The following is a 21,665-nucleotide window of genomic DNA, read 5'->3' as shown; positions in this document are numbered from 1 at the left end:
CCGGTGAACCCCTCGACCGCCCTGGCCACCGTCCTGGTCGACTCCCTCGCCCGTCTCGGCGTGCGGCATGTCGTGCTCTGCCCGGGCAGTCGCTCCGCCCCGCTGGCCTACGCCCTGGCCGAGGCCGCCGACGCCGGGGTGCTTGATCTGCACGTGCGCATCGACGAGCGCACGGCCGCCTTCCTGGCGCTGGGTCTGGCCCGGGGCGGCGGGGTCCCGGCCGCCGTGGTCACCACCTCCGGCACCGCCGTGGCCAACCTGCACCCCGCGGTGCTGGAGGCGGCCCACGCCGGGGTGCCCCTGCTGGTGCTCTCCGCCGACCGGCCGCACGAACTACGGGGCACCGGGGCCAGCCAGACGACCGACCAGGTCAAGCTCTTCGGCTCGGCCGTGCGCTGGTTCGGCGAGATCCCCGCCCCCACCGGGCACCGGGCCGGGCAGGTCGCGGGCTGGCGTAACGTCGCCTCCCGGGCCGTGGCCGCCGCCCGGGGCCGGCTCGGCCACACCCCCGGCCCGGTCCAGCTCAACATCGGCTTCGCCGAGCCCCTCACCCCCGACGAGGGCGAGCCCGGCCCCTGGCCCGAGCCCCTCACCGACGAGCCGGCCCCCGGTCTCACCGTCATCCCCGAACCCGCGCCACCGGTCCCGTTCCCGCTCGAACTCGGCCCCCGCACGGTCGTTCTCGCCGGTGACGGCGCCGGCCCCGAAGCCGCCGACCTGGCTCGTCGCGTCGGCTGGCCGCTGCTCGCCGAACCCTCCTCGGGCGTCCGTGACTCCACCACGGCCGCGCCCTACCGCCTGCTGCTGGGCACCCGGCTCGGCGAGAAAATCGAACGGGTCGTCGTTTTCGGCCGCCCGACGCTGTCCCGCCCGGTCACCCGGCTGCTCTCGTCGAGCGCGGTCGAGATCATCGTCGTCTCGCCCCGCCCCGACTGGAGCGACGCCGGCCGCCGGGCCCGGATCGTCGTCCCGGCCGTGACCGTGGCCGGGCACCCCGCGCAGGACGAGACCTGGCTCGGCGAATGGCTTTCCGCTGCCCAGGAGGCTGAGAAGGCGATCGGCGCGGTGATCGACGACGAGGAGCGGCTCACCGGCCAGCTCGTCGCCCGGCAGATCGCCGGGGCCACCGGACCGGACGAATTGCTCTTCTCCGGCTCCAGCAACCCGATCCGCGACCTCGACCTGGTGGCGCGGATCCCCCACGGCGCCCAGCTGATGGCCAACCGGGGCCTCGCGGGCATCGACGGCACGATCTCCACGGCGATCGGGGCCGCGCTCGCCTCCGGCCGCACCACCCGGCTGCTGCTCGGCGACCTGACCTTCCTGCACGACGCCAACGCGTTGCTGCTGGGGCCCGGCGAGCCGCGGCCCGACCTGCAGATCGTGGTGGTGGACGACCACGGCGGCGGCATCTTCGCCACGCTCGAGCACGGGGCCCGGGCCGAGCGCGGCGATGCCCAGAACCGTCACTACGAGAGGGTTTTCGGCACGCCCCAGCAGGTCGACCTGGAGGCCCTGGCCCGGGGCTACGCAGTGGCCTACACCAGGGTCGCCGACGCCACCGAGCTGGAAGCGAGGCTTACCTCGTCCATCATCGGCATCTCTTTACTGCACGTGGAGATCGACCGCACGCGGCACCGTGAGCTGACGGACAGGCTCCGCCGGGCTATCGGCTGAGGGCACCCCGGATCGGCAGCAGTTTGGCCTCGGACTCGGCCAGCTCGGCCTCCGGGTCGGACCCCGCCACGATCCCGCAGCCCGCGAAGAGCCGCAGCCGGCGCGGGTTCTCGTCGGTGAGTGCAGCGCAGCGCAGCGCGATGCCCCACTCGCCGTCGCCGGCCGCGTCGACCCAGCCGACCGGCCCGGCGTACCGCCCGCGGTCCATGCCCTCGACCGACTCGATCAGTTTGGCGGCGGCCGGGGTGGGCGTGCCGCAGACCGCGGCCGAGGGGTGCAGCGCGGCGGCCAGGTCGAGCGAGGTGGCGCCGTCGGCGAGCACCCCGGTCACGTCCGTGGCCAGGTGCATCACGTTGGGCAGGTGCAGCACGAACGGGGAGTCGGGCACGTTCGTCGTGGTGCAGTGCGGGGCCAGGGCCTCGGCCACGGAGCGCACGGCGTACTCGTGCTCCTCCAGATCCTTGCTGGAGCGGGCCAGGGAGGCGGCCAGGGCCAGGTCCTGCTCGTCGTTCTGGGTGCGCCGGATCGTGCCGGCCAGAACCCGCGAGGTCACCAGTCCGCGTTCCAGCTTGACCAGCATCTCCGGGGTGGCGCCGATCAGGCCGTCGACGCTGAAGGTCCAGCAGTTCGGGTAGCCGGTGGCCAGCCGGGCCAGCAGGTCGCGGGGGTCGACGTCGTCGACGGTGTGGGCCAGCACGTCGCGCGCCAGCACCACCTTCTCCACCTCACCGGCCCCGATCCGGCCGATCGCCTCGGCGACCGCGGCCTTCCACTCCTGCGGGTCGAGCGCGCCGGGCACGAACTGCGTGTCTTGCGGGGCGGTCAGCTCACGCTCGTAGGAGGTCAGCGCGACCGGCGCCGGCAGCGCCCCGTCGGCGCTGATCGTGGTCAGCCACCAGGTGTCACCCCGGAAACCGACCACCACCTCGGGCACGATCAGCACCCCACCGGCCGGGGAGCCGGCCGAGAAGGCGAACGAGCCGAAGGCCACCGGACCGGTGCCGGGCAGCCGGACCTCGTCGCGCACGACCGCGTGGCGTGCCGTCTCGGCCCAGGTGCGGGCCACCGAACCGAACCGGGTCTCGCCCTCACCGGTGATCCGCATCGCCTCGCCCCAGCCGACCAGGCCCTCCCCGCGGCGGACCCAGGACAGACCGGGGCCGGGCGGGAGCAGGGACAGGAGCGGACCGGGGTCGGAGATCGCCACGGTGCGGGCGACCAGGGGAGCCAGGGCGGGAGCAATGGTCATGATGGCTTCCAGATTAGGAGCGCATCGGCAGACGTTCACTGCCGGGGCCACCCTCCCGGGTGCTCGCGAACCCGGCGTATCGGGCATCGTCCCAGTTGATCACGCCTGTCACCTGCGTGCCTCAGGCAACTGTGAACTCGCGCACCTCAGGTCTGAACGAGGTCCGAACGGGCGCGATGGAGCGCTCCGGGCCTGCCCGTGGGAGCATCGACACCATGTCCCGCGCTGGTCTGGAGAAGACGCCACATGAGGTGGCGAGCATGTTCGACGGTGTCGCCGCTCGCTACGACCTGACGAACACCGTGCTGGCGATGCGCCAGGACGTCCGCTGGCGGAAGCTGGTCGCGCAGGCCCTCGACCTGCGTCCCGGCCAGTCCGTGCTCGACCTGGCCGCCGGCACCGGTACCTCGAGCGAGCCCTTCGCCGACGCCGGGGTGCAGACCGTGCCCTGCGACTTCAGCCTGGGCATGCTGCGCGTGGGCAAGACCCGCCGCGCCGACCTGCCCTTCGTCGCCGGTGACGCCACGAAGCTCCCCTTCGCCGACGCCTCGTTCGACGCCGTCACCATCAGCTTCGGCCTGCGCAACGTGGTCGACGTCGACGCCGCCCTGGCCGAGATGCGCCGCGTCACCAAGCCCGGCGGAAAGCTCGTGGTCTGCGAGTTCTCCCACCCCACCTGGGCCCCCTGGCGCACCGTCTACACCGAGTACCTGATGCGCGCCCTGCCCGAGGTGGCCAAGGTGGTCAGCTCCAACCCCGACGCCTACGTCTACCTGGCCGAGTCCATCCGGGCCTGGCCCGACCAGCGTGGCCTGGCCGCCAAGCTGTACGGCGCCGGCTGGGACAAGGTCAGCCACCGCAACCTCTCCGGTGGCATCGTGGCCCTGCACCGCGCCTACCGCTGATCCCTCCGTCGCGCCGGTGCCCTCGTCCCTTCGGGCCGGGAGCACAAGCTTTTCGGGCCTGAGGACGCCGTCGAGCCCCAGTCCCACCGGTCACCTCGGTGAGCTGGGGGCGGGTGGGGGCTGATCAGGATCACCGGGCGGTGGGGGTGTCTCCCGGCCGGGTGATTGTCTGATGGATGGTGGAGGGAACGGTGGCCCGGTGGGGCCACCTGGCGTCCTCGGTGGAGGGTGCGCGGTTCGCGGGAGCGCATCAGTTTCGGCTGCGGGGCCGGTCTCGGAAGTCACCTGGTGTCCGCACCGAGCCGCTCCCGAACCCCATGCGCTCGCCTGACCCAGGGGCCTGATCGTTACTGGGGAAGATCTGACCCGGTACAGCGCACGGAACTTCCCCCGTCAGGCGGAGTAGGTCCGGTGCCGAGGTGCCGAGGTGCCGAGGTGCCGAGGTGCCGAGGTGGCCGGGGTGGCCGGGGTGGCCGGGGTGGCCGGTCTCCGAGTCACCCGAAGCCCCGAGCCATCTGAAGTCCCCGGTGCCGGGCGGTCTTGCGTCGCCGACGCCCGGAACCCGGAGCCGTCCCGGGAACCTCGAGCCGCTCCAGAACCTGGAGCTGCTCGGGAGCCTCGAGCCGCGCTGGAACTTGCGCTTGCCCCGGAACAGAACCGGGTGACTTCCCGGATCCCAAAGCCGCGCTGGAACTTGCGGTTGCCCCGGAACCTGGTGACTTCCCGGATCCCAAGCCGCGCTGGAACTTGCGGTTGCCTCGGAACAGAACCGGGTGACTTCCCAGATCCCAAGCCGCGCTGGGACTTGCGGTTGCCCCGGAACCGGGTGACTTCCCGGAACCCAAGCCGTCCGGCCCGCCTCCCGGTTGCCGGCAGCCCACGCCCGCGCGCCGCTCCGAAACCCAAGCCGCTCCGTCGTCCTCCCTCACCCTGAACCTCGCGACCCGACCGGCCCACGGACCCAGGGCCTGCGTCCTCAAACACTGTGACCTCCCGCCACCCACCTCATCGGCCCCCGCCCGCCCGGCGGGTGGTTGGCAGGGATTCGGGACTTTGGGCCGGGTTGGGTAAGGACCGTTGGAAATAGCAAGGCCCCCGGCCGTAAGATTTGAAAGTGTTCGGTGAACGGTCGTAGTAGTTCTGTCTAAACCCGCACATCGACTTTTTGGCTGAAACCTCAAGCAAATCAGTCAGCGGAAATGTCACGCTGTGTCGAAATATATGAGGCGCCTGGAACAAGGGCCAGGAGCAGAGTGACACCGGGTGACGAAAACAAGGCCAAAAGTCCCCCGCCGGGGCCGCCGCGGGTCCCCTGAATTAGCTCCCAATTTTGTAACCTAAATCAGAGGATTTTGCCGACGTATCGAAAAACGCTACCCCGCAACCATGTTCAGAAATGAATTACGGTACTTAAAGGGTTCGTAAAACCCCAGGTCAGTGCCGGGATGAACGGCTGGGCAAAGCGGTACCCCACGAGTCCATGGCCTTCTGTTCTGGTCGTATGCTGTGGCACGTGAATCACTTCACAAGCGGGTTCTGCCGCCCTTCCGGGGGGATCTCCTGCAATCGCGACGGCGCGGCGTACCCAGCGGCTGTGGTGAATGTGCAGGCCCCTAGGATGGGCGCGGCCCGGGTCGTTCCGGTCCGTTCAATGGTGACAAGTGCGGGAAGGCTGCTGTCATGAACCCCTACGTCCCGATCCTGGCTCTGATGGCCATCGGTGGTGGGTTCGCCGTCTTCTCCGTGGCCGCCGGCGCCTTCACCGGCCCCAAGCGTTACAACCGGGCCAAGCTCGAGGCCTACGAGTGCGGCATCGAGCCCACTCCGCCGGCTGCGGGCGGTGGCCGGTTCCCGATCAAGTACTACCTGGTGGCGATGCTGTTCATCGTCTTCGACATCGAGAGCGTCTTCCTTCTTCCGTTCGCGGTCGCCTTCGACTCTCTCGGCGTCTTCGCGCTGGTCGAGATGGTGCTCTTCGTGATCACCGTGTTCATCGCTTACGCCTACGTCTGGCGCCGCGGCGGCCTGGAGTGGGACTGAGGCCCCGGCCCACGAGGCCCAAACCCACCAGGACAGAGGGAATCTAGATGGGTATCGAAGAGAAACTCCCCAGCGGTTTCATGCTGACCTCGGTCGAGGTGCTGGCCGGCTACATGCGCAAGGCCTCGCTCTGGCCTGCGACATTCGGCCTGGCCTGCTGCGCGATCGAGATGATGACCAGTGGTGCACCGCGCTACGACCTCGGCCGGTTCGGCATGGAGGTCTTCCGGGCCTCGCCGCGCCAGGCCGACCTGATGATCGTGGCGGGCCGGGTGAGCCAGAAGATGGCCCCGGTGGTGCGCCAGGTCTACGACCAGATGGTCAACCCGAAATGGGTTCTGTCGATGGGCGTCTGCGCCTCCTCCGGCGGGATGTTCAACAACTACGCGATCGTCCAGGGCGTCGACCACATCGTGCCGGTCGACATCTACCTGCCCGGTTGCCCGCCCCGTCCGGAGATGCTGATCAACGCGATCCTGGAGCTGCACCAGCAGATCCAGAACATGCCGCTGGGCGTCAACCGGGAAGAGGCGGCCCGCGCGGCCGAGGCGGCGGCGCTCAAGGCCATCCCGACCTCCCAGATGAAGGGCCTGCTCCGATGACCAGCGGGACCGACGGCATCGACGAACCCGGCGAACTGTCCGTCCACACCGTCGAGGCCGACGTGATCACCACCCGGCGCGGCATGTTCGGCAACCGCGGCCCGGGCGACACCTCGGGCTTCGGGGGACTGGTGCGCAGCGTCGCGCTGCCCTCGCCCTCGCCCCGCCCTTACGGCGGCTGGTTCGACACGGTCACCGACCTGCTGGCCGAGGCCCTGACCGCGGCGGGCACCGACCCGTCCCAGGCCATCGATTCGGTGGTGGTCGACCGGGGTGAGATCACCTTCCACATCCACCGCGAGCACATCCTGCTGGTCGCGAAAACCCTGCGCGACGAGCCGGACCTGCGGTTCGAGCTGTTCTCCGGCGTGAGCGGTGTGCACTACCCCGACGACACGGGCCGGGAGCTGCGCGCCGTTTACCACCTGACCTCGATCACTCACACCCGCCGGGTGCGGCTCGAGGTCTCGGCGCCCGACTCCGACCGGCACATCCCGTCGGTCGTCGAGGTCTACCCCAGTGCCAACTGGCACGAGCGCGAGGTCTGGGACTTCTTCGGCCTGATCTTCGACGGCCACCCGGCACTGACGCGCATCCAGATGCCCGACGACTGGCCGGGCCACCCCCAGCGCAAGGACTATCCGCTCGGCGGAATCCCGGTGGAGTACAAGGGCGCCACCATTCCGCCGCCGGACACGAGGAGGTCGTACAACTGATGGCCGAATCCACGATCGACGCGGACAACTCGACCGACGCCGCCGAGAAGGCGGCCGAGGGCAAGGTCTTCACGTCTGCCGGTGGCGACTGGGCCGACATCGCCGAGGAGGCGACGAACCTCGGCGAGGAACGCATCGTCGTCAACATGGGCCCGCAGCACCCGTCCACCCACGGCGTGCTCCGGCTCATCCTCGAGCTCGACGGCGAGACGGTCACCGAGGCCCGCTGCGGAATCGGGTACCTGCACACGGGTATCGAGAAGAACATGGAGTTCCGGTCCTGGACCCAGGGCGTGACCTTCGTGACCCGCATGGACTACCTGAGCCCCCTGTACCAGGAGGTCGCGTACTGCCTGGGGGTCGAGAGGCTTCTCGGCATCACCGATGACATCCCGGAGCGCGCCACCGTGATCCGGGTGCTGCTGATGGAGCTCAACCGGGTCAGTTCGCACCTGGTCGCGCTGGCCACCGGCGGTATGGAGATCGGTGCCCTGACCGTGATGACGGTCGGTTTCCGGGAGCGCGAGGTGGTGCTGCACCTCCTGGAGCTGATCACCGGCTTGCGCATGAACCACGCGTTCATCCGCCCCGGCGGCCTGGCACAAGACCTGCCGCCCGGTGCGATCGACCGGATCCGCGAGGACATCCCGCTGCTGCGCAAGGGCATCTCCGACATCGAGAAGCTCAGCAATGAGAACCCGCTGGTCAAGGCCCGGATGCAAGACGTCGGCGTACTCGACCTGACCGGCTGCATGGCACTGGGCGTCACCGGGCCGGTGCTGCGCTCCACCGGTTTCCCGTACGACCTGCGCAAGGCCGAGCCGTACTGCGGTTACGAGACTTACGACTTCGACGTGCAGACCTGGGACACCTCCGACGCCTACGGGCGACTTCGCATCCGGATCAACGAGATGAAGGAGTCGCTCAAGATCGTCGAGCAGACCCTGGACCGGTTGCAGGAGATGGGTCCCGGCCCGGTCATGATCGCGGACAAGAAGATCGCCTGGCCGGCCCAGCTGGCCATCGGCGGTGACGGGATGGGCAACAGCCTGGACCACATCAAGGAGATCATGGGTACCTCGATGGAGGCCCTGATCCACCACTTCAAGCTGGTCACCGAGGGCTTCCGGGTCCCCGCCGGCCAGGTCTACCAGGCGGTCGAGTCGCCCCGCGGTGAGCTGGCGGTGCACTTGGTCTCGGACGGCGGAACCCGGCCCTACCGGGCACATTTCCGTGACCCGTCGTTCCACAACCTGCAGGCGATGGCGGCAATGAGCGAGGGCGGGCAGATGGCCGACGTGATCGTGGCCGTGGCGTCGATCGACCCGGTGATGGGTGGGGTCGACCGCTGATGGCACTCTCCGCAGAAGCCGTCCAGCGGCTTTCCACCGAGGCCGGGCAGATCATGGCCCGCTACCCGCAGCAGCGCTCGGCCCTGCTGCCCATGCTGCACCTGGTGCAGAGCGAGGAAGGCTACGTCAGCCCGGACGGGATCGCGCTGTGCGCCGAGCTTCTCGGGCTCAGCACGGCCGAGGTCTCCGCGGTCGCGACCTTCTACACGCAGTACAAGCGGCACCCCAACGGTGAGTACACGGTCGGGGTCTGCACCAACACGCTGTGCGCGGTGATGGGTGGCGACGCGATCTTCGACTCGCTCGAGGATCACCTCGGCGTCGGCCACGACGAGACCACCGAGGACGGCAAGATCACCCTCGAGCGCCTCGAGTGCAACGCGGCCTGTGACTTCGCCCCGGTGGTGATGGTGAACTGGGAGTTCTTCGACAACCAGACGCCGTCGTCGGCCCGCGGGATCTGCGACCGGCTGCGCGCCGGTGAGCCGGTGGCCCCCACGCGGGGGCCGAACCAGGTGCCGACCTTCAAAGAGGTCTCGCACGTGCTGGCCGGCTTCAACGACGGCCGCGCGAACGAGGGCATCGGGGCCGGTGAGGCTTCCCTGCGGGGTACCCTGCTGGCGGCCGAGAAGGGCTGGGAGGCACCTGGTCCCGCGGGTACCGGGGGCCCGTCGGCCGAAAAGACCCCATCCGGGACGTCCACCACGACGACTCCGGCGGCCACCGCTTCCGCGGCGGCGGACGTCAAGGACCGTGCGGCCAAGACCAGTGGCTCCGACGCCCCCGCGGTCGACCCGCGCACGAAGAACCGCGCGGGCACCCAGGCGGGCAAGTCCCCGGCCGAGGCGACGCAGGGCGAAGCCGATCCGGGTACCGGCACCGAGACGAAGGGCTGAGGTTCCGATGACTGAAACAGTACGTGAGCCGGTCACTCTCACCCCTGTGCTGTCGAAGCACTGGAACGAGGCCGAGTCCTGGACCCTGGAGAGCTACGAGCGCAACGGCGGCTACCAGGCCCTGCGCAAGGCGCTGGCCATGACCCCGGAAGACGTCGTCGGCGCGGTGAAGGACTCCGGCCTGCGCGGCCGGGGCGGCGCCGGCTTCCCGACCGGGCTCAAGTGGAGCTTCCTGCCCAAGCCCGACGGCAACCCGCGCTACCTGGTGATCAACGCCGACGAGTCGGAACCAGGCACCTGTAAAGACATTCCGCTGATGATGGCGACGCCCCAGTACCTGATCGAGGGCGCGATCATCACCTGCCACGCGATCCGCGCCGAGCGCGCGTTCATCTACCTGCGCGGCGAGGTCGTGCACGTCTACCGGCGCCTGCTGCAGGCCGTCGAGGAGGCCCGCGCCGCGGGTTATCTCGGCGAGAACGTGCTGGGCTCCGGGCAGAACATCGACATCGTGGTGCACGCCGGCGCCGGTGCCTACATCTGCGGCGAGGAGACGGCTCTGCTCGACTCCCTCGAGGGACGGCGCGGCCAGCCTCGCCTGAAGCCGCCGTTCCCGGCGGTCGCGGGTCTGTACGCCCGGCCCACCGTGGTCAACAACGTCGAGTCCATCGCCAGCGTGCCGAGCGTCATCGACAACGGCTCGAGCTGGTTCTCCGGCCTGGGCACCGCCAAGAGCGCCGGTTTCGGCTTCTTCTCGCTCTCCGGGCACGTGAAACGGCCCGGTCAGTACGAGGCCCCGCTGGGGATCACGCTGCGCGAGCTGATCGACATGGCCGGCGGCATGCGCGAGGGCCACGAGCTGAAGTTCTGGACGCCGGGCGGTTCCTCCACCCCGATGTTCACGGCCGAGCACCTCGACGTGCCGCTGGACTTCGAGTCGACCGGCGCGGCCGGCTCGATGCTCGGCACCCGGGCGCTGCAGATCTTCGACGAGACGGTCTGCGTGGTGCGGGCCGTGCTGCGCTGGACCGAGTTCTACGCGCACGAGTCCTGCGGCAAGTGCACCCCGTGCCGCGAGGGCACGTACTGGCTGGTGCAGGTGCTGCGCCAGCTGGAGAACGGCCAGGGCCAGCCGTCCGACCTGGACCGTCTGCTGGACATCTGCGACAACATCCTGGGCCGCTCGTTCTGTGCCCTCGGTGACGGCGCGACCAGCCCGATCAGCTCGTCCGTCCAGCATTTCCGGGACGAGTACCTGCGCCACCTGGACGAGGGCGGCTGCCCCTTCGACCCGGTGAAGTCCACGCTCTTCGCTGGAGTGAACGCCTGATGACCGTCACCGAACCGTCCAAGACCGCCGTGGACCTGGTCACGCTGACCATCGACGGCATCGAGGTCAGTGTGCCCAAGGGCACCCTGCTGATCCGCGCCGCCGAGGAACTGGGCATCGCCATCCCGCGGTTCTGCGACCACCCGCTCCTGGCCCCGGCCGGCGCCTGCCGGCAGTGCCTGGTCGAGGTCGCCATGCCCGACCGGGAAGGCAACGTGCGGCCGATGCCCAAGCCGCAGGCCTCCTGCACCATGACGGCCACCCCCGGGATGGTGGTCAAGACCCAGCTGACCTCGCCGGTCTCGGAGAAGGCGCAGCGCGGGGTGATGGAGCTGCTGCTCATCAACCACCCGCTGGACTGCCCGGTCTGCGACAAGGGCGGCGAGTGCCCGCTGCAGAACCAGGCTCTCGCGAACGGCCAGGGCGAGAGCCGCTTCACCGAGGTGAAGCGCACCTTCCCCAAGCCGATCCGGATCTCCACCCAGGTACTGCTCGACCGGGAACGCTGCATCCTCTGCCAGCGCTGCACGCGATTCTCCAAGGAGATCGCCGGCGACCCGTTCATCGACCTGCAGATGCGCGGCGCGCACCAGCAGATCGGCACCTTCTCGCCGGGCGTCCTCGATTTCCACGTCGACCTGCCCTATCCCGTCGTTCGCACCAGCGAGGAACTTGAGCCCACCGTGGAGTCCCAGACCCAGGGATCCACGAAGGACGAGTCCCGCGGCGCCTCGCACGATCACGTCACCGGCACCTACGCGGCCGACGGCATCGCCACCCGCGGCGAGGCCATGCTCGACGAGTCGGGCCAGCCGTTCGCCAGCTACTTCTCCGGCAACACCATCCAGATCTGCCCGGTCGGCGCGCTGACCGGTGCCGCGTACCGGTTCCGCGCCCGCCCGTTCGACCTGGTGTCGAGCAAGGGTGTGTGCGAGCACTGCGCCGGGGGCTGCGCGCTGCGCGTCGACCACCGTCGCGGCAAGGTCGCGCGGCGCCTGGCGGCTGAAGACAGTGCGGTGAACGAGGAGTGGAACTGCGACAAGGGTCGCTGGGCCTTCACCTGGTCCACCGGTGCCGACCGTCTCACCCACCCGCTGGTGCGTGACCCGGAGACCGGCGAGCTGGAGCCGGTGAGCTGGCCGTACGCGCTCGAGGTGGCGGCGAAGGGCCTGCTCAAGGCCCGCGAAGCCGGGGGAGTGGGCGTGCTGCCCGGCGGCCGTCTCACCGTCGGTGACGCCTACGCCTACGCCAAGTTCGCGCGAGTGGTGTTGCGCACCAACGACATCGACTTCCGTTCGCGGGCCCACTCGGCCGAGGAGGAGGCCTTCCTCAGCCACGCCGTGGCCGGTACCGGCCTGGGCGTCACCTACGCCGCGCTGGAGGCCGCACCGTCGGTGCTGCTCGCCGGTCTGGAGGCGGAGGAGGAGGCGGCCAGCGTCTTCCTGCGGCTGCGCAAGTCGGTGCTGAAGGGCAGCAAGAAGGTCTACTCGATCGCCCCCTGGGCCAGCCGTGGCCTGATCAAATTGTCCGGCTCGCTGCTCCAGACCGTTCCCGGTCAGGAGGCCACCGCGCTGGGTAGCGCGGCCGCCGCCGAGGCGGTCGCCGAGCCCGGTTCGATCATCCTGCTCGGCCCGCGCCTGACCGAGTCGCCCGGTGCTTACCAGGCCGCTCTGGCCCTGGCCGCGAGCTCCGGCGCCCGGCTGGCCTGGGTGCCGCGCCGGGCCGGGGAGCGGGGCGCGGTCGAGGCCGGCGCCCTGCCCGGTCTGCTGCCCGGTGGCCGCCCGGTCTCCGACCCGGCCGCCCGCGTCGACATGGCCGCGGCCTGGGACGTGGAGAGCCTTCCCTCCCAGCCCGGTCGCGACGCCACCCGGATCGTCGACGCCGCCGCCGCCGGCGTCCTGGCCGGTCTGCTCGTCGGTGGTGTCGACCCCGACGACATGCCCGACCCGGCCGCCGCGCGGGCCGCCCTGGAGACCGCGTCGTTCGTGGTCAGCCTCGAGGTCCGGGCCAGCGCGGTGACGGCCTACGCCGATGTCGTGCTGCCGGTCGCCCCGCCCGCCGAGAAGGGCGGCACGTACCTGAACTGGGAGGGCCGGCACCGGGAGTTCCCGCAGGCCCTCACCTCCGACGCCCTCAGCGACGGCGAGGTGCTCGACTCCCTGGCCTCCGAGGTCGGGGTCTGGATCGGGCTGCGCGGCGAGCTGTCCGGCACCGCCGAGCTGGCCTCCCTGGGCCGCTGGGAGGGCGCGAAGGCGGACCGGCCCGAACACCACACCGTGCCGGTGGCCGGAACCACCGTGCTCTCGACCTGGTCGATGCTGCTCGACCGGGGCCGGCTGCAGGACGGCGAGCCGTACCTGGCGGGCACCGCGCACCGCGCGGTCGCCCGGATGTCCCCGGCCACCGCCGCGCAACTGGGCGTGCAGAAAGGGATCTCGAGCAACGTGACGGTGTTCAACGACCGTGGGGAGATCACCTTGCCGCTCGCCCTCACCCCGATGCCCGACGGCGTCGTCTGGCTGCCCAGCAATTCCCCGGGCAGCCCGGTCCGCTCGAAGCTGGCGGCCGGCAACGGTGACGCGGTCTCGGTGCGGCTCGCCGGTGACCAGCTGATGGGAGCCTGATCGTGCTCACGCCCGCGCTTCTCGCGGAGAACCCGACGGCGAACTTCTCCGAGGACACCGTCTGGGTCGTCCTGGTGAAGGCCGTGCTGCTGTTCGCGGTGGCCGTCGTCGCGACGCTGCTGATGATCTGGGCCGAGCGCCGCGTGGTGGGCCGGATGCAGTCGCGTCCCGGCCCCAACCGTCACGGACCGTTCGGCCTGCTCCAGTCGCTCGCCGACGGCGTGAAACTGGCGCTGAAGGAAGACATCATCCCGGCGGCGGCCGACAAGGTCGTCTTCGTGATCGCACCGCTGATCGCCTGCACGGCCTGCTTCACCTCGTTCGCGGTGATCCCGTTCGGTCCCGAGGTCCGGATCCCGTTCACCGACATCGATACCCCGCTGCAGCTCACCGACATGAACGTCGCGGTGCTGTTCATCCTGGCCGTGGCCGGGATCGGGGTCTACGGCATCGTGCTGGCCGGCTGGTCGTCCGGCTCGACCTACCCGCTGCTGGGTGGTCTGCGCTCCTCGGCCCAGGTGATCTCCTACGAGATCGCGATGGGGCTCTCTCTGGTCAGCGTGTTCCTCTACTCCGGCTCGATGTCCACCTCGGCGATCGTCGAGGCGCAGCAGTCGATCTGGTGGTGCCTGCCGCTGCTGCCGTCGTTCGTCATCTACGTGATCGCGATGGTCGGCGAGACCAACCGGGCCCCGTTCGACCTGCCCGAGGCCGAGGGTGAGCTGGTCGGTGGTTTCCACACCGAGTACAGCTCGCTGAAGTTCGCCCTGTTCTTCCTGGCCGAGTACGTCAACATGGTCACCGTCTCGATGCTGGCGACCACGCTGTTCCTCGGCGGATGGCGGGCCCCGTGGCCGATCTCGCTCTGGGACGACGCGAACACCGGCTACTGGCCGCTGATCTGGTTCGCGCTGAAGACCTGTCTCTTCCTGTTCATGTACATCTGGCTGCGCGGCACGCTGCCGCGTCTGCGCTACGACCAGTTCATGCGCTTCGGCTGGAAGATCCTCATCCCGGCCGCCCTGCTCTGGACGATGGCCGTCGCCGTCGTGCGGGCCATGGACCAGTTCGGCAGCATCGACCGTCGCGACCGGGTGATGATCCTTTGTGGCGTGGTGCTGGTGCTGGCCCTGATCTGGGCCGCGGTCGAGGCCCTGCGAGGCACGCCGCCGCAGGAGAAGCCGGCCGACCCGGAGATCCCGGTCGACCCGTTCGCGGGCGGTTTCCCGGTGCCGGCGATGCCCGGCCAGCGGCTGATCCGGACCAACGGGCAGGCTCCGAGTCCCACCGACGCAACACCCGCACTTGAGGAGGTCCGCGGTGGCTGACCACAATTCGAACGAGACCTCGTCGGACGGTGGGGGCTGGCTCTCGGCCTTCGCCCCGATCGCCGGGTTCGGTGTCACCTTCGCGACGATGTTCACGAAGGTCGTCACCGAGCAGTACCCGGAGCAGAAGGTCCCGACCGCACCCCGCTTCCACGGGCGTCACCAGCTGAACCGGCACCCCGACGGGCTGGAGAAGTGCATCGGCTGCGAGCTGTGCGCCTGGGCCTGCCCGGCCGACGCCATCTTCGTCGAGGGCGCGGACAACACCGAGGAAGACCGGTTCTCACCCGGTGAGCGCTACGGCCGCGTCTACCAGATCAACTACCTGCGCTGCATTCTCTGCGGTCTGTGCATCGAGGCCTGCCCGACCCGGGCCCTGACCATGACGAACGAGTACGAGCAGCTCAAGGGCAGCACCCGGGCCGGCCTGATCTTCGAGAAGCAGGACCTGCTGGCCCCGGTGCTCGGCGGGATGATCCCGGCCCCGCACCCGATGGTGCCCGGCACCACCGAACAGGACTACTACCAGGGCAAGGTCACCCAGTCGGTGTCCGAGCAGCAGGAATGGGTGGACGCGCGGCACGGCGAGGACGAGAAGGCCGGGAAGGTCGAGTCGGTCAAGGGGGGCGACCGGTGAACACCGCGCTCCTGCTGGCTACCTCACCCGGTGCCTCCGACTACGGCAGCAGCGGTGAGAACTGGCTGTTCTGGGTCATCGCGATCATCTCTGTGCCCGCCGCGCTCGGACTCCTGTTCTGCCGCAAGGCGGTTCACGCCGCACTGTGCATGGCACTGGTGATGGTCTGCCTCGGCATCGTCTACCTGGCGCTCCAGGCCCCGTTCCTCGGGGTGGTGCAGATCTTCGTCTACGCCGGCGCCGTGATGATGCTGTTCCTCTTCATGATGATGCTGGTCGGCGTCGACTCCTCGGACTCGCTGGTCGAGACCATCAAGGGGCAGCGCTGGCTGGCCCTGCTCTTCGGTCTCGGCCTGGCCGGCCTGATGATCACGGTGATCGGCCAGGCCACCTACGACGGGGCCAAGGGTCTGCAGAACGTCGACGCCGAGGGCAACATGACGACGATGGCCAAGATGATCTTCGGTCAGTACGTCTGGGCCTTCGAGGCCACCAGTGCCCTGCTGATCACGGCGGTGCTCGGCGCCATGGTGCTGGCGCACCGCGAGCGGCTCACCCCGAAGGCGACGCAGCGCGACCTGGCGATCAAGCGCATCCGGGAGGGCGCGATCAAGGCCCCGCTGCCCTCGCCCGGTGTCTTCGCCCGGCACAACGCCGTCGACATCCCGGCCCTGCTGCCCGACGGCAGCCCGTCCGAGCTGTCGGTGTCGCGGGTGCTCGTCGCCCGCGGGCAGAACCAGTCCGTGCTCACCGTCGCCGAGGACGTGGCGATCATCGAGGCGGAGATCAGCCCGAACGCCCAGAACCAGGCGGACGCGCAGGGCCACCCCCTCAAGGGCCCCGGGAACCCGGGGTTCGAGACCGGGGCGACCAGCACGTCCACCCTGGAGACCACCACCAGGACCGCGACCACCAAGACCGAAGGGGACCGGTCATGAACCAGATTCACTGGCTCTACCTGTCGGTGCTGCTGTTCTCGATCGGTGCCGTGACCGTGCTGGTCCGGAAGAACGCGATCGTGGTCTTCATGGGCGTCGAGCTCATGCTGAACGCGGCCAACCTGGCGTTCGTCACCTTCTCCCGGATCAACGGGAACATCGATGGCCAGGTGATCGCACTGTTCGTGATGCTCGTCGCGGCCGCCGAGGTGGTCGTCGGACTGGCGATCATCTTCACCATCTTCCGCACCCGCAGGTCCGCGTCGGTCGACGACGCCAACCTGCTGAAGTACTGAGAGGCACGGCTGTGACGCTGATTTCCGCCGCCGAGCCGGGGGTGTACCAGGCCGCGGAGGGCACCGTTCAGTCCGGCGCCTGGCTGCTGGTCGCCCTGCCGGCCCTGGGCGCCGCGATCCTTCTGGTCGGTGGCCGCAAGACCGACAAGTGGGGCCACTGGCTCGGTGTGGTGATGAGCTGGGCCGCCTTCGTCTGGGGCGCGCTGCTCTTCTTCAGCCTGCTGGGCGCGGACGCCGAGGAACGCGCGATCCACCTGCACCTGTTCACCTGGATCCAGGCGGGCACGTTCCAGCTCGACGCCGGGCTGCTGGTCGACCAGCTGTCGATCGCGTTCGTGCTGCTGGTGACGTTCGTCGGCTCGCTGATCCACGTCTACTCCGTGGCCTACATGGAGCACGACCCGGACCGGCGCCGGTTCTTCGCCTACCTCAACCTCTTCGTCGCCTCGATGCTCCTGCTGGTCCTGGCCGACTCGTACCTCCTGATGTTCGTCGGCTGGGAGGGCGTCGGTCTGGCGTCCTATCTGCTGATCGGTTTCTGGAACCACAACCCGGCCTACGCCACCGCCGCGAAGAAGGCGTTCATCGTCAACCGCGTCGGCGACGTGGGACTTTCGCTGGCGATCATGGCGATGTTCGCCGCGTTCGGCAGCGTCTCGTTCACCGACGTCTTCGCGAACGCCGACTCCGCGAGCGAGAACAAGCTCACGGTCATCGGCCTGCTGCTCCTGGTCGGCGCCTGCGGAAAGTCCGCGCAGTTCCCGCTGCAGTCCTGGCTGGGCGACGCGATGGCCGGTCCCACACCGGTTTCCGCGCTGATCCACGCCGCGACCATGGTCACCGCCGGTGTCTACCTGGTGGTGCGCTCGGGCCCGGTCTACATCGGTGCGCCGGACGCCCAGCTGGTGGTCGTCATCGTCGGTGCGATCACCCTGGTCTACGGGGCGATCGTGGGCTGCGCGAAGGACGACATCAAGAAGGCCCTGGCGGCCTCGACGATGTCGCAGATCGGCTACATGATGCTCGCCGCCGGGCTGGGCCCGGTCGGTGCCGCCTTCGCGATCTTCCACCTGCTCACCCACGGCTTCTTCAAGGCCGGCATGTTCCTCGGCGCCGGATCGGTCATGCACGGCATGAACGACTCGGTGAACATGCGCACTTTCGGACGTCTTTCCGGGGTCATGAAGATCACTTGGGTGACGTTCGGGCTGGGTTGGCTGGCCATCATCGGCTTCCCGCTCCTCTCCGGCTTCTGGAGCAAGGACAAGATCATCGAGGCTGCGTTCATCGGAGAGGGCTGGCGGCCCTGGGTCTTCGGGCTCACCGCCATGCTGGCCGCCGGTATCACCGCCTTCTACATGTCCCGCCTCTTCTTCATGACCTTCCAGGGCAAGGAGAAGCGCTGGAACGACGATGCCCACCCGCACGAGTCGCCGGCCCTGATGACGGTGCCGATGATGATCCTCGCGATCGGCTCGGCCTTCCTCGGTCTGGCGCTGGGCGTCACCAACGGGCTCGTGCACTGGCTGGAGCCGGTGACCGGTGCCCACGGTGAAGAAGAGCCGGTGCTCTCGGTGCCCGTCATCACCGGGGCCACGCTGGTTCTCGTAGCGGTGGGCGTGGCCCTGGCCTGGCGGATGTACTGGCAGGCCTCGGTCCCCGTGACCGCGCCCCGCGGAAGCCTTCTCACCCGCGCCGCCCGGCACGACCTGTTCCAGGACGACATCAACGAGGGCCTGTTCATGCGCCCGGGCCAGTACCTGACCCGCGCGCTGGTGTTCGTGGACAACCGGGGTGTGGACGGTGCCGTGCGCGGTCTGGCCGCCCTCATCGGCGGCCTCGGCGGCCGGTTGCGCCTCCTCCAGACCGGTCTGGTCCGTTCCTATGCCGCGTCGATGCTCGCGGGCGTCGTCATCCTCCTCGGCGGCATGCTCGCCGTCCGCCTGTAATCACTGATTGAGGAACCCATGGACTTCCCCTGGCTGACGGTGATCGGAGCCGTCCCTCTGGCGGGCTCGGCCGTGATCGCGGCCCTGCCCAAGGCGCTCGCGCCGCGGGCGAGGCATGTCGCCCTCGGCGTCTCGCTGGTGGCGTTCGTACTGACCGTGGTGGCGGCGCTGCAGTTCGACACGGCGCGCGCCGGCGAGATCCAGCTCACCGAACTGCACTCCTGGATCGGCGAGTTCGGCGTCAGCTACGCGCTCGGTGTGAACGGCATCGGCCTGGTGATGGTGGCACTGTCCACCGTGCTGGTGCCGGTGTGCGTGCTGGCCGCCTGGAACGAGGTGGACGAGGAGAAGGCCCGGTTGTTCTACGGGCTGATCATGGTGCTCGAGGCGATGATGGTCGGCGTCTTCGCGGCGCGTGACCTCTTCCTCTTCTACGTGTTCTTCGAGGCCATCCTGATCCCGGTCTACTTCCTGATCGGGGCCTTCGGCGGCAACGAGCAGCGCCGCCGGTACGCCGCGGTGAAGTTCCTCAGCTACTCGCTCACCGGCGGTCTGATCATGCTGGTCGGCGTGATCGCGCTCTACCACGCCGGTCCCGGTGGCGAGCAGGGCTTCCTCATCGACCAGCTGACCGGGCTGCAGTTCTCCAGCCCGGCGGCCGAGCGGCTGATGTTCATCTCGCTCTTCATCGCCTTCGCGATCAAGGCGCCGATCTGGCCGGTGCACACCTGGCTGCCCGACGCGGCCGCCGAGGCCCCGGCCGGGGTGGCGGTGCTGCTGGTCGGCGTGCTCGACAAGATCGGCACCTTCGGCATGCTGACCCTCTGCCTGCCGCTCTTCCCCGGGGCCAGCAAGTGGGCCGCCCCGACGATCCTGGCCCTGGCCGTGGTGTCCGTGCTCTACGGGGCGCTGCTGGCGATCGGCCAGACCGACCTCAAGCGCCTGATCGCCTACACCTCGATCTCGCACTTCGGTTTCATCGTGCTCGGCATCTTCGCGATGACGTCCACCGGCCAGGCCGGATCGACCCTCTACATGGTCAACCACGGCTTCTCCACGGCCGCGCTGTTCCTGGTCGCGGGCATGCTCATCCACCGTCGCGGCTCGGCCGACATCGACGAGTACGGCGGCCTGCAGCGCACCACCCCGGTGCTCGCCGCGGGTTTCCTGCTGGCTGGTCTGTCCAGCCTGGCGCTTCCCGGCATGTCGAGCTTCGTCAGCGAATTCATGGTGCTGACCGGCACGTTCATCAAGTACCCGGCGGTGGCCGCACTGGCCACACTCGGCATCGTGCTCGCGGCCCTCTACATTCTGCTGACCTACCAGCGCATGTTCACCGGGCCGGTCAAGGAGTACTCGAACGGCTGGAAAGACCTCAGCACCCGCGAGGTCCTGGTGGTCGCACCGCTGGTCGTGGTGATCCTCTTCCTCGGTGTCTACCCGAAACCCGTTCTGGACGTCATCAATCCAGCCATCAGCACCACCATGCAGCAGGTCGGCGTCACGGACCCCGAGCCGACCGTCGCAGTTGAGGGAGAGAACAAGTGAACGCTCCTTCGGTCGACTACACCGCGGTCGCGCCGATGCTGGCCGTCTTCGTCGCGGCGCTCGTCGCCGTGCTCGTCGAGGCCTTCGCACCGCGCGCCCAGCGGTTCATCATCCAGGTCTTCCTGGCCACGGTCAGCATCGCCACCGCCCTGATCTTCGTGGTCTACCTGGCCACCCAGGACACCTCCAAGACCACCGCCGGCGGCGCGGTCGTCATCGACGGCCCGGCGCTCTTCCTCCAGGGCACCATCCTGGTGCTCGCCCTGATGGCCGTGCTGACCATGGCCGACGAGGCCTCGCCGGAGTCCAGCGCGTTCACCGCGCAGGCCTCGGCGGTACCCGGGTCGGTGGACGAGGCCCGCGCCTCCCGCCTCGGCCTGGTGCAGACCGAGATCTACCCGCTGATCCTGTTCTCGCTGGTCGGCATGCTGCTCTTCCCGGCCTCGAACGACCTGCTGACGATGTTCATCGCCCTGGAGGTGCTGTCGCTGCCGCTGTACCTGCTGTGCGGCATGGCCCGGCGCCGGCGTCTCCTGTCCCAGGAGGCGTCGCTGAAGTACTTCCTGCTCGGTGCCTTCTCCTCGGCGTTCTTCCTGTTCGGCGCCGCGCTGCTCTACGGCTTCGCGGGCTCCGTGCGCCTGTCGGCCATCGCCGCGGCGATCGCGGACGGCGGCGGCACCACCGCCGCCTCGGCCGTGGTCGGCAAGGACGGCCTGCTGCTCATGGGCATCGGCCTGCTCGCGGTCGGCCTGCTGTTCAAGGTCGGCGCCGTCCCGTTCCAGTCCTGGACCCCGGACGTGTACCAGGGCGCCCCCACCCCGGTCACCGGCTTCATGGCCGCCTGCACCAAGGTCGCCGCGTTCGGCGCCCTGCTGCGCATCGCCTACGTCGCCATCCCCGGCGTGCGCTGGGACTGGCAGCCGGTGATCTGGGTGATCGCGGCCCTGACCATGCTCGTCGGATCGATCATCGCGATCGTCCAGGCCGACGTGAAGCGCATGCTGGCCTACTCCTCGATCGCCCACGCCGGGTTCATCCTCGTCGGCCTGCTGGCGATGGACCGGGCGGGTATCGGTGCCGTGCTGTTCTACCTCGCCGCCTACGGCTTCACCACGATCGGCGCCTTCGCCCTGGTGACCATGGTGCGCACCTCCACCCCGGACGGCGGTGTCGGCGGTGAGGCTACTCACCTCTCCCAGTGGCAGGGGCTCGGCAAGCGGTCGCCGTGGCTCGCTGCGATCTTCACACTGTTCCTCCTGGCCTTCGCCGGAATTCCGCTCACCAGCGGCTTCACCAGCAAGTTCGCGGTCTTCTCGGCCGCGGCCGACCAGGCTCCGTGGGGTCCGGGCCTGGTGGTCGTGGGTGTCGCGGCCAGCGCCATCGCCGTTTTCTTCTACATCCGCGTCATCGTGTTGATGTACTTCAACGACTCGGTAGGCGATGCTGTAACCGTGACCCGCCCCGGAGCCCTGACGACCCTCGCCGTCGGCGTCGGTGTCGTCGCGACGATCGGCCTCGGCATCCTGCCGTCCGCCGCCCTCGGATTGGCCAACAGCTCGTCGGTGTTCTTACCGTGAG

Annotated in this window: 17 protein-coding genes; 16 read left to right on the top strand and 1 reads right to left on the bottom strand. The window is 69.3% G+C overall.

Annotation, left to right across the window (positions count from 1 at the left end; all coding sequences use genetic code 11):
• Positions 1-3 precede the first annotated feature (3 nt).
• Positions 4-1,677, top strand: a complete 1,674-nt coding sequence (gene menD / locus LR393_RS08320; protein WP_231482895.1) for a 2-succinyl-5-enolpyruvyl-6-hydroxy-3-cyclohexene-1-carboxylic-acid synthase — start codon at positions 4-6, stop codon at positions 1,675-1,677.
• Here menD and LR393_RS08315 read toward each other — a convergent pair.
• Positions 1,667-2,926, bottom strand: coding sequence for an isochorismate synthase (locus LR393_RS08315; protein ID WP_231482894.1), 1,260 nt, complete (start codon positions 2,924-2,926; stop codon positions 1,667-1,669). The genes menD and LR393_RS08315 overlap by 11 nt on opposite strands.
• A 215-nt stretch (positions 2,927-3,141) precedes the next feature.
• Here LR393_RS08315 and LR393_RS08310 point away from each other — a divergent pair, with 215 nt between their 5' ends.
• The 15 genes from LR393_RS08310 to nuoN all read left to right on the top strand — a co-directional run bounded on the left by LR393_RS08310 (position 3,142) and on the right by nuoN (position 21,664).
• A complete protein-coding gene (locus LR393_RS08310) occupies positions 3,142-3,831 on the top strand; it encodes a demethylmenaquinone methyltransferase (protein ID WP_231482893.1) in 690 nt (229 codons plus the stop codon).
• A gap of 1,680 nt (positions 3,832-5,511) precedes the next feature.
• A complete protein-coding gene (locus tag LR393_RS08305) occupies positions 5,512-5,871 on the top strand; it encodes an NADH-quinone oxidoreductase subunit A (protein WP_231482892.1) in 360 nt (119 codons plus the stop codon).
• 47 nt (positions 5,872-5,918) lie between these two features.
• Positions 5,919-6,473 (top strand): NuoB/complex I 20 kDa subunit family protein, encoded by a 555-nt coding sequence (locus LR393_RS08300; protein ID WP_231482891.1) that lies wholly within the window; start codon positions 5,919-5,921, stop codon positions 6,471-6,473.
• Positions 6,470-7,189, top strand: a complete 720-nt coding sequence (locus LR393_RS08295; RefSeq protein ID WP_231482890.1) for an NADH-quinone oxidoreductase subunit C — start codon at positions 6,470-6,472, stop codon at positions 7,187-7,189. Before LR393_RS08300 ends, LR393_RS08295 begins: the two co-directional genes overlap by 4 nt.
• Positions 7,189-8,541 carry an NADH-quinone oxidoreductase subunit D gene (locus tag LR393_RS08290; protein ID WP_231482889.1) on the top strand — a complete coding sequence of 451 codons (1,353 nt, stop codon included), beginning with the start codon at positions 7,189-7,191 and terminating at the stop codon, positions 8,539-8,541. Before LR393_RS08295 ends, LR393_RS08290 begins: the two co-directional genes overlap by 1 nt.
• Positions 8,541-9,437, top strand: a complete 897-nt coding sequence (gene nuoE / locus LR393_RS08285) for an NADH-quinone oxidoreductase subunit NuoE (RefSeq protein ID WP_231482888.1) — start codon at positions 8,541-8,543, stop codon at positions 9,435-9,437. Before LR393_RS08290 ends, nuoE begins: the two co-directional genes overlap by 1 nt.
• A gap of 7 nt (positions 9,438-9,444) precedes the next feature.
• Entirely contained in the window at positions 9,445-10,767 is a 1,323-nt protein-coding gene (gene nuoF / locus LR393_RS08280; RefSeq protein WP_231482887.1) for an NADH-quinone oxidoreductase subunit NuoF, read from the top strand.
• Positions 10,767-13,391, top strand: coding sequence for an NADH-quinone oxidoreductase subunit G (locus LR393_RS08275; RefSeq protein WP_231482886.1), 2,625 nt, complete (start codon positions 10,767-10,769; stop codon positions 13,389-13,391). The genes nuoF and LR393_RS08275 overlap by 1 nt, the downstream gene beginning before the upstream one ends.
• 2 nt (positions 13,392-13,393) lie before the next feature.
• Positions 13,394-14,719, top strand: a complete 1,326-nt coding sequence (gene nuoH / locus LR393_RS08270; protein WP_231482885.1) for an NADH-quinone oxidoreductase subunit NuoH — start codon at positions 13,394-13,396, stop codon at positions 14,717-14,719.
• Entirely contained in the window at positions 14,712-15,356 is a 645-nt protein-coding gene (nuoI, locus tag LR393_RS08265) for an NADH-quinone oxidoreductase subunit NuoI (protein ID WP_231482884.1), read from the top strand. The genes nuoH and nuoI overlap by 8 nt, the downstream gene beginning before the upstream one ends.
• Positions 15,353-16,294: an NADH-quinone oxidoreductase subunit J gene (locus LR393_RS08260; protein WP_231482883.1), complete on the top strand. Its 942-nt coding sequence runs from the start codon at positions 15,353-15,355 to the stop codon at positions 16,292-16,294. The genes nuoI and LR393_RS08260 overlap by 4 nt, the downstream gene beginning before the upstream one ends.
• On the top strand, positions 16,291-16,590 hold the full coding sequence (gene nuoK, locus LR393_RS08255) for an NADH-quinone oxidoreductase subunit NuoK (protein WP_231482882.1): 300 nt from the start codon (positions 16,291-16,293) through the stop codon (positions 16,588-16,590). The genes LR393_RS08260 and nuoK overlap by 4 nt, the downstream gene beginning before the upstream one ends.
• Positions 16,591-16,607: 17 nt before the next feature.
• On the top strand, positions 16,608-18,539 hold the full coding sequence (gene nuoL / locus LR393_RS08250; protein ID WP_269326901.1) for an NADH-quinone oxidoreductase subunit L: 1,932 nt from the start codon (positions 16,608-16,610) through the stop codon (positions 18,537-18,539).
• 18 nt (positions 18,540-18,557) lie between these two features.
• Positions 18,558-20,087 carry an NADH-quinone oxidoreductase subunit M gene (locus LR393_RS08245; RefSeq protein ID WP_231482880.1) on the top strand — a complete coding sequence of 510 codons (1,530 nt, stop codon included), beginning with the start codon at positions 18,558-18,560 and terminating at the stop codon, positions 20,085-20,087.
• 35 nt (positions 20,088-20,122) lie between these two features.
• Entirely contained in the window at positions 20,123-21,664 is a 1,542-nt protein-coding gene (nuoN, locus tag LR393_RS08240; protein ID WP_269326900.1) for an NADH-quinone oxidoreductase subunit NuoN, read from the top strand.
• Position 21,665: the final 1 nt, after the last annotated feature.

Source organism: Kineosporia mesophila, from assembly GCF_021129235.1.
Classification (GTDB): Bacteria; Actinomycetota; Actinomycetes; order Actinomycetales; family Kineosporiaceae; genus Kineosporia; species Kineosporia mesophila.
This window is presented reverse-complemented; position numbering and strand designations above follow the sequence as displayed.

What these genes read in the sequence shown, in the direction of transcription:
- LR393_RS08245 (WP_231482880.1), top strand. Translation starts at nt 18,558, where the DNA reads ATGGACTTCCCCTGGCTGACGGTGATCGGAGCCGTCCCTCTGGCGGGC.
- nuoE (WP_231482888.1), top strand. Translation starts at nt 8,541, where the DNA reads ATGGCACTCTCCGCAGAAGCCGTCCAGCGGCTTTCCACCGAGGCCGGG.
- LR393_RS08305 (WP_231482892.1), top strand. Translation starts at nt 5,512, where the DNA reads ATGAACCCCTACGTCCCGATCCTGGCTCTGATGGCCATCGGTGGTGGG.
- LR393_RS08300 (WP_231482891.1), top strand. Translation starts at nt 5,919, where the DNA reads ATGGGTATCGAAGAGAAACTCCCCAGCGGTTTCATGCTGACCTCGGTC.
- LR393_RS08290 (WP_231482889.1), top strand. Translation starts at nt 7,189, where the DNA reads ATGGCCGAATCCACGATCGACGCGGACAACTCGACCGACGCCGCCGAG.
- nuoK (WP_231482882.1), top strand. Translation starts at nt 16,291, where the DNA reads ATGAACCAGATTCACTGGCTCTACCTGTCGGTGCTGCTGTTCTCGATC.
- LR393_RS08295 (WP_231482890.1), top strand. Translation starts at nt 6,470, where the DNA reads ATGACCAGCGGGACCGACGGCATCGACGAACCCGGCGAACTGTCCGTC.
- LR393_RS08315 (WP_231482894.1), bottom strand. Translation starts at nt 2,926, where the DNA reads ATGACCATTGCTCCCGCCCTGGCTCCCCTGGTCGCCCGCACCGTGGCG.
- nuoF (WP_231482887.1), top strand. Translation starts at nt 9,445, where the DNA reads ATGACTGAAACAGTACGTGAGCCGGTCACTCTCACCCCTGTGCTGTCG.
- LR393_RS08275 (WP_231482886.1), top strand. Translation starts at nt 10,767, where the DNA reads ATGACCGTCACCGAACCGTCCAAGACCGCCGTGGACCTGGTCACGCTG.
- nuoN (WP_269326900.1), top strand. Translation starts at nt 20,123, where the DNA reads ATGCTGGCCGTCTTCGTCGCGGCGCTCGTCGCCGTGCTCGTCGAGGCC.
- LR393_RS08310 (WP_231482893.1), top strand. Translation starts at nt 3,142, where the DNA reads ATGTCCCGCGCTGGTCTGGAGAAGACGCCACATGAGGTGGCGAGCATG.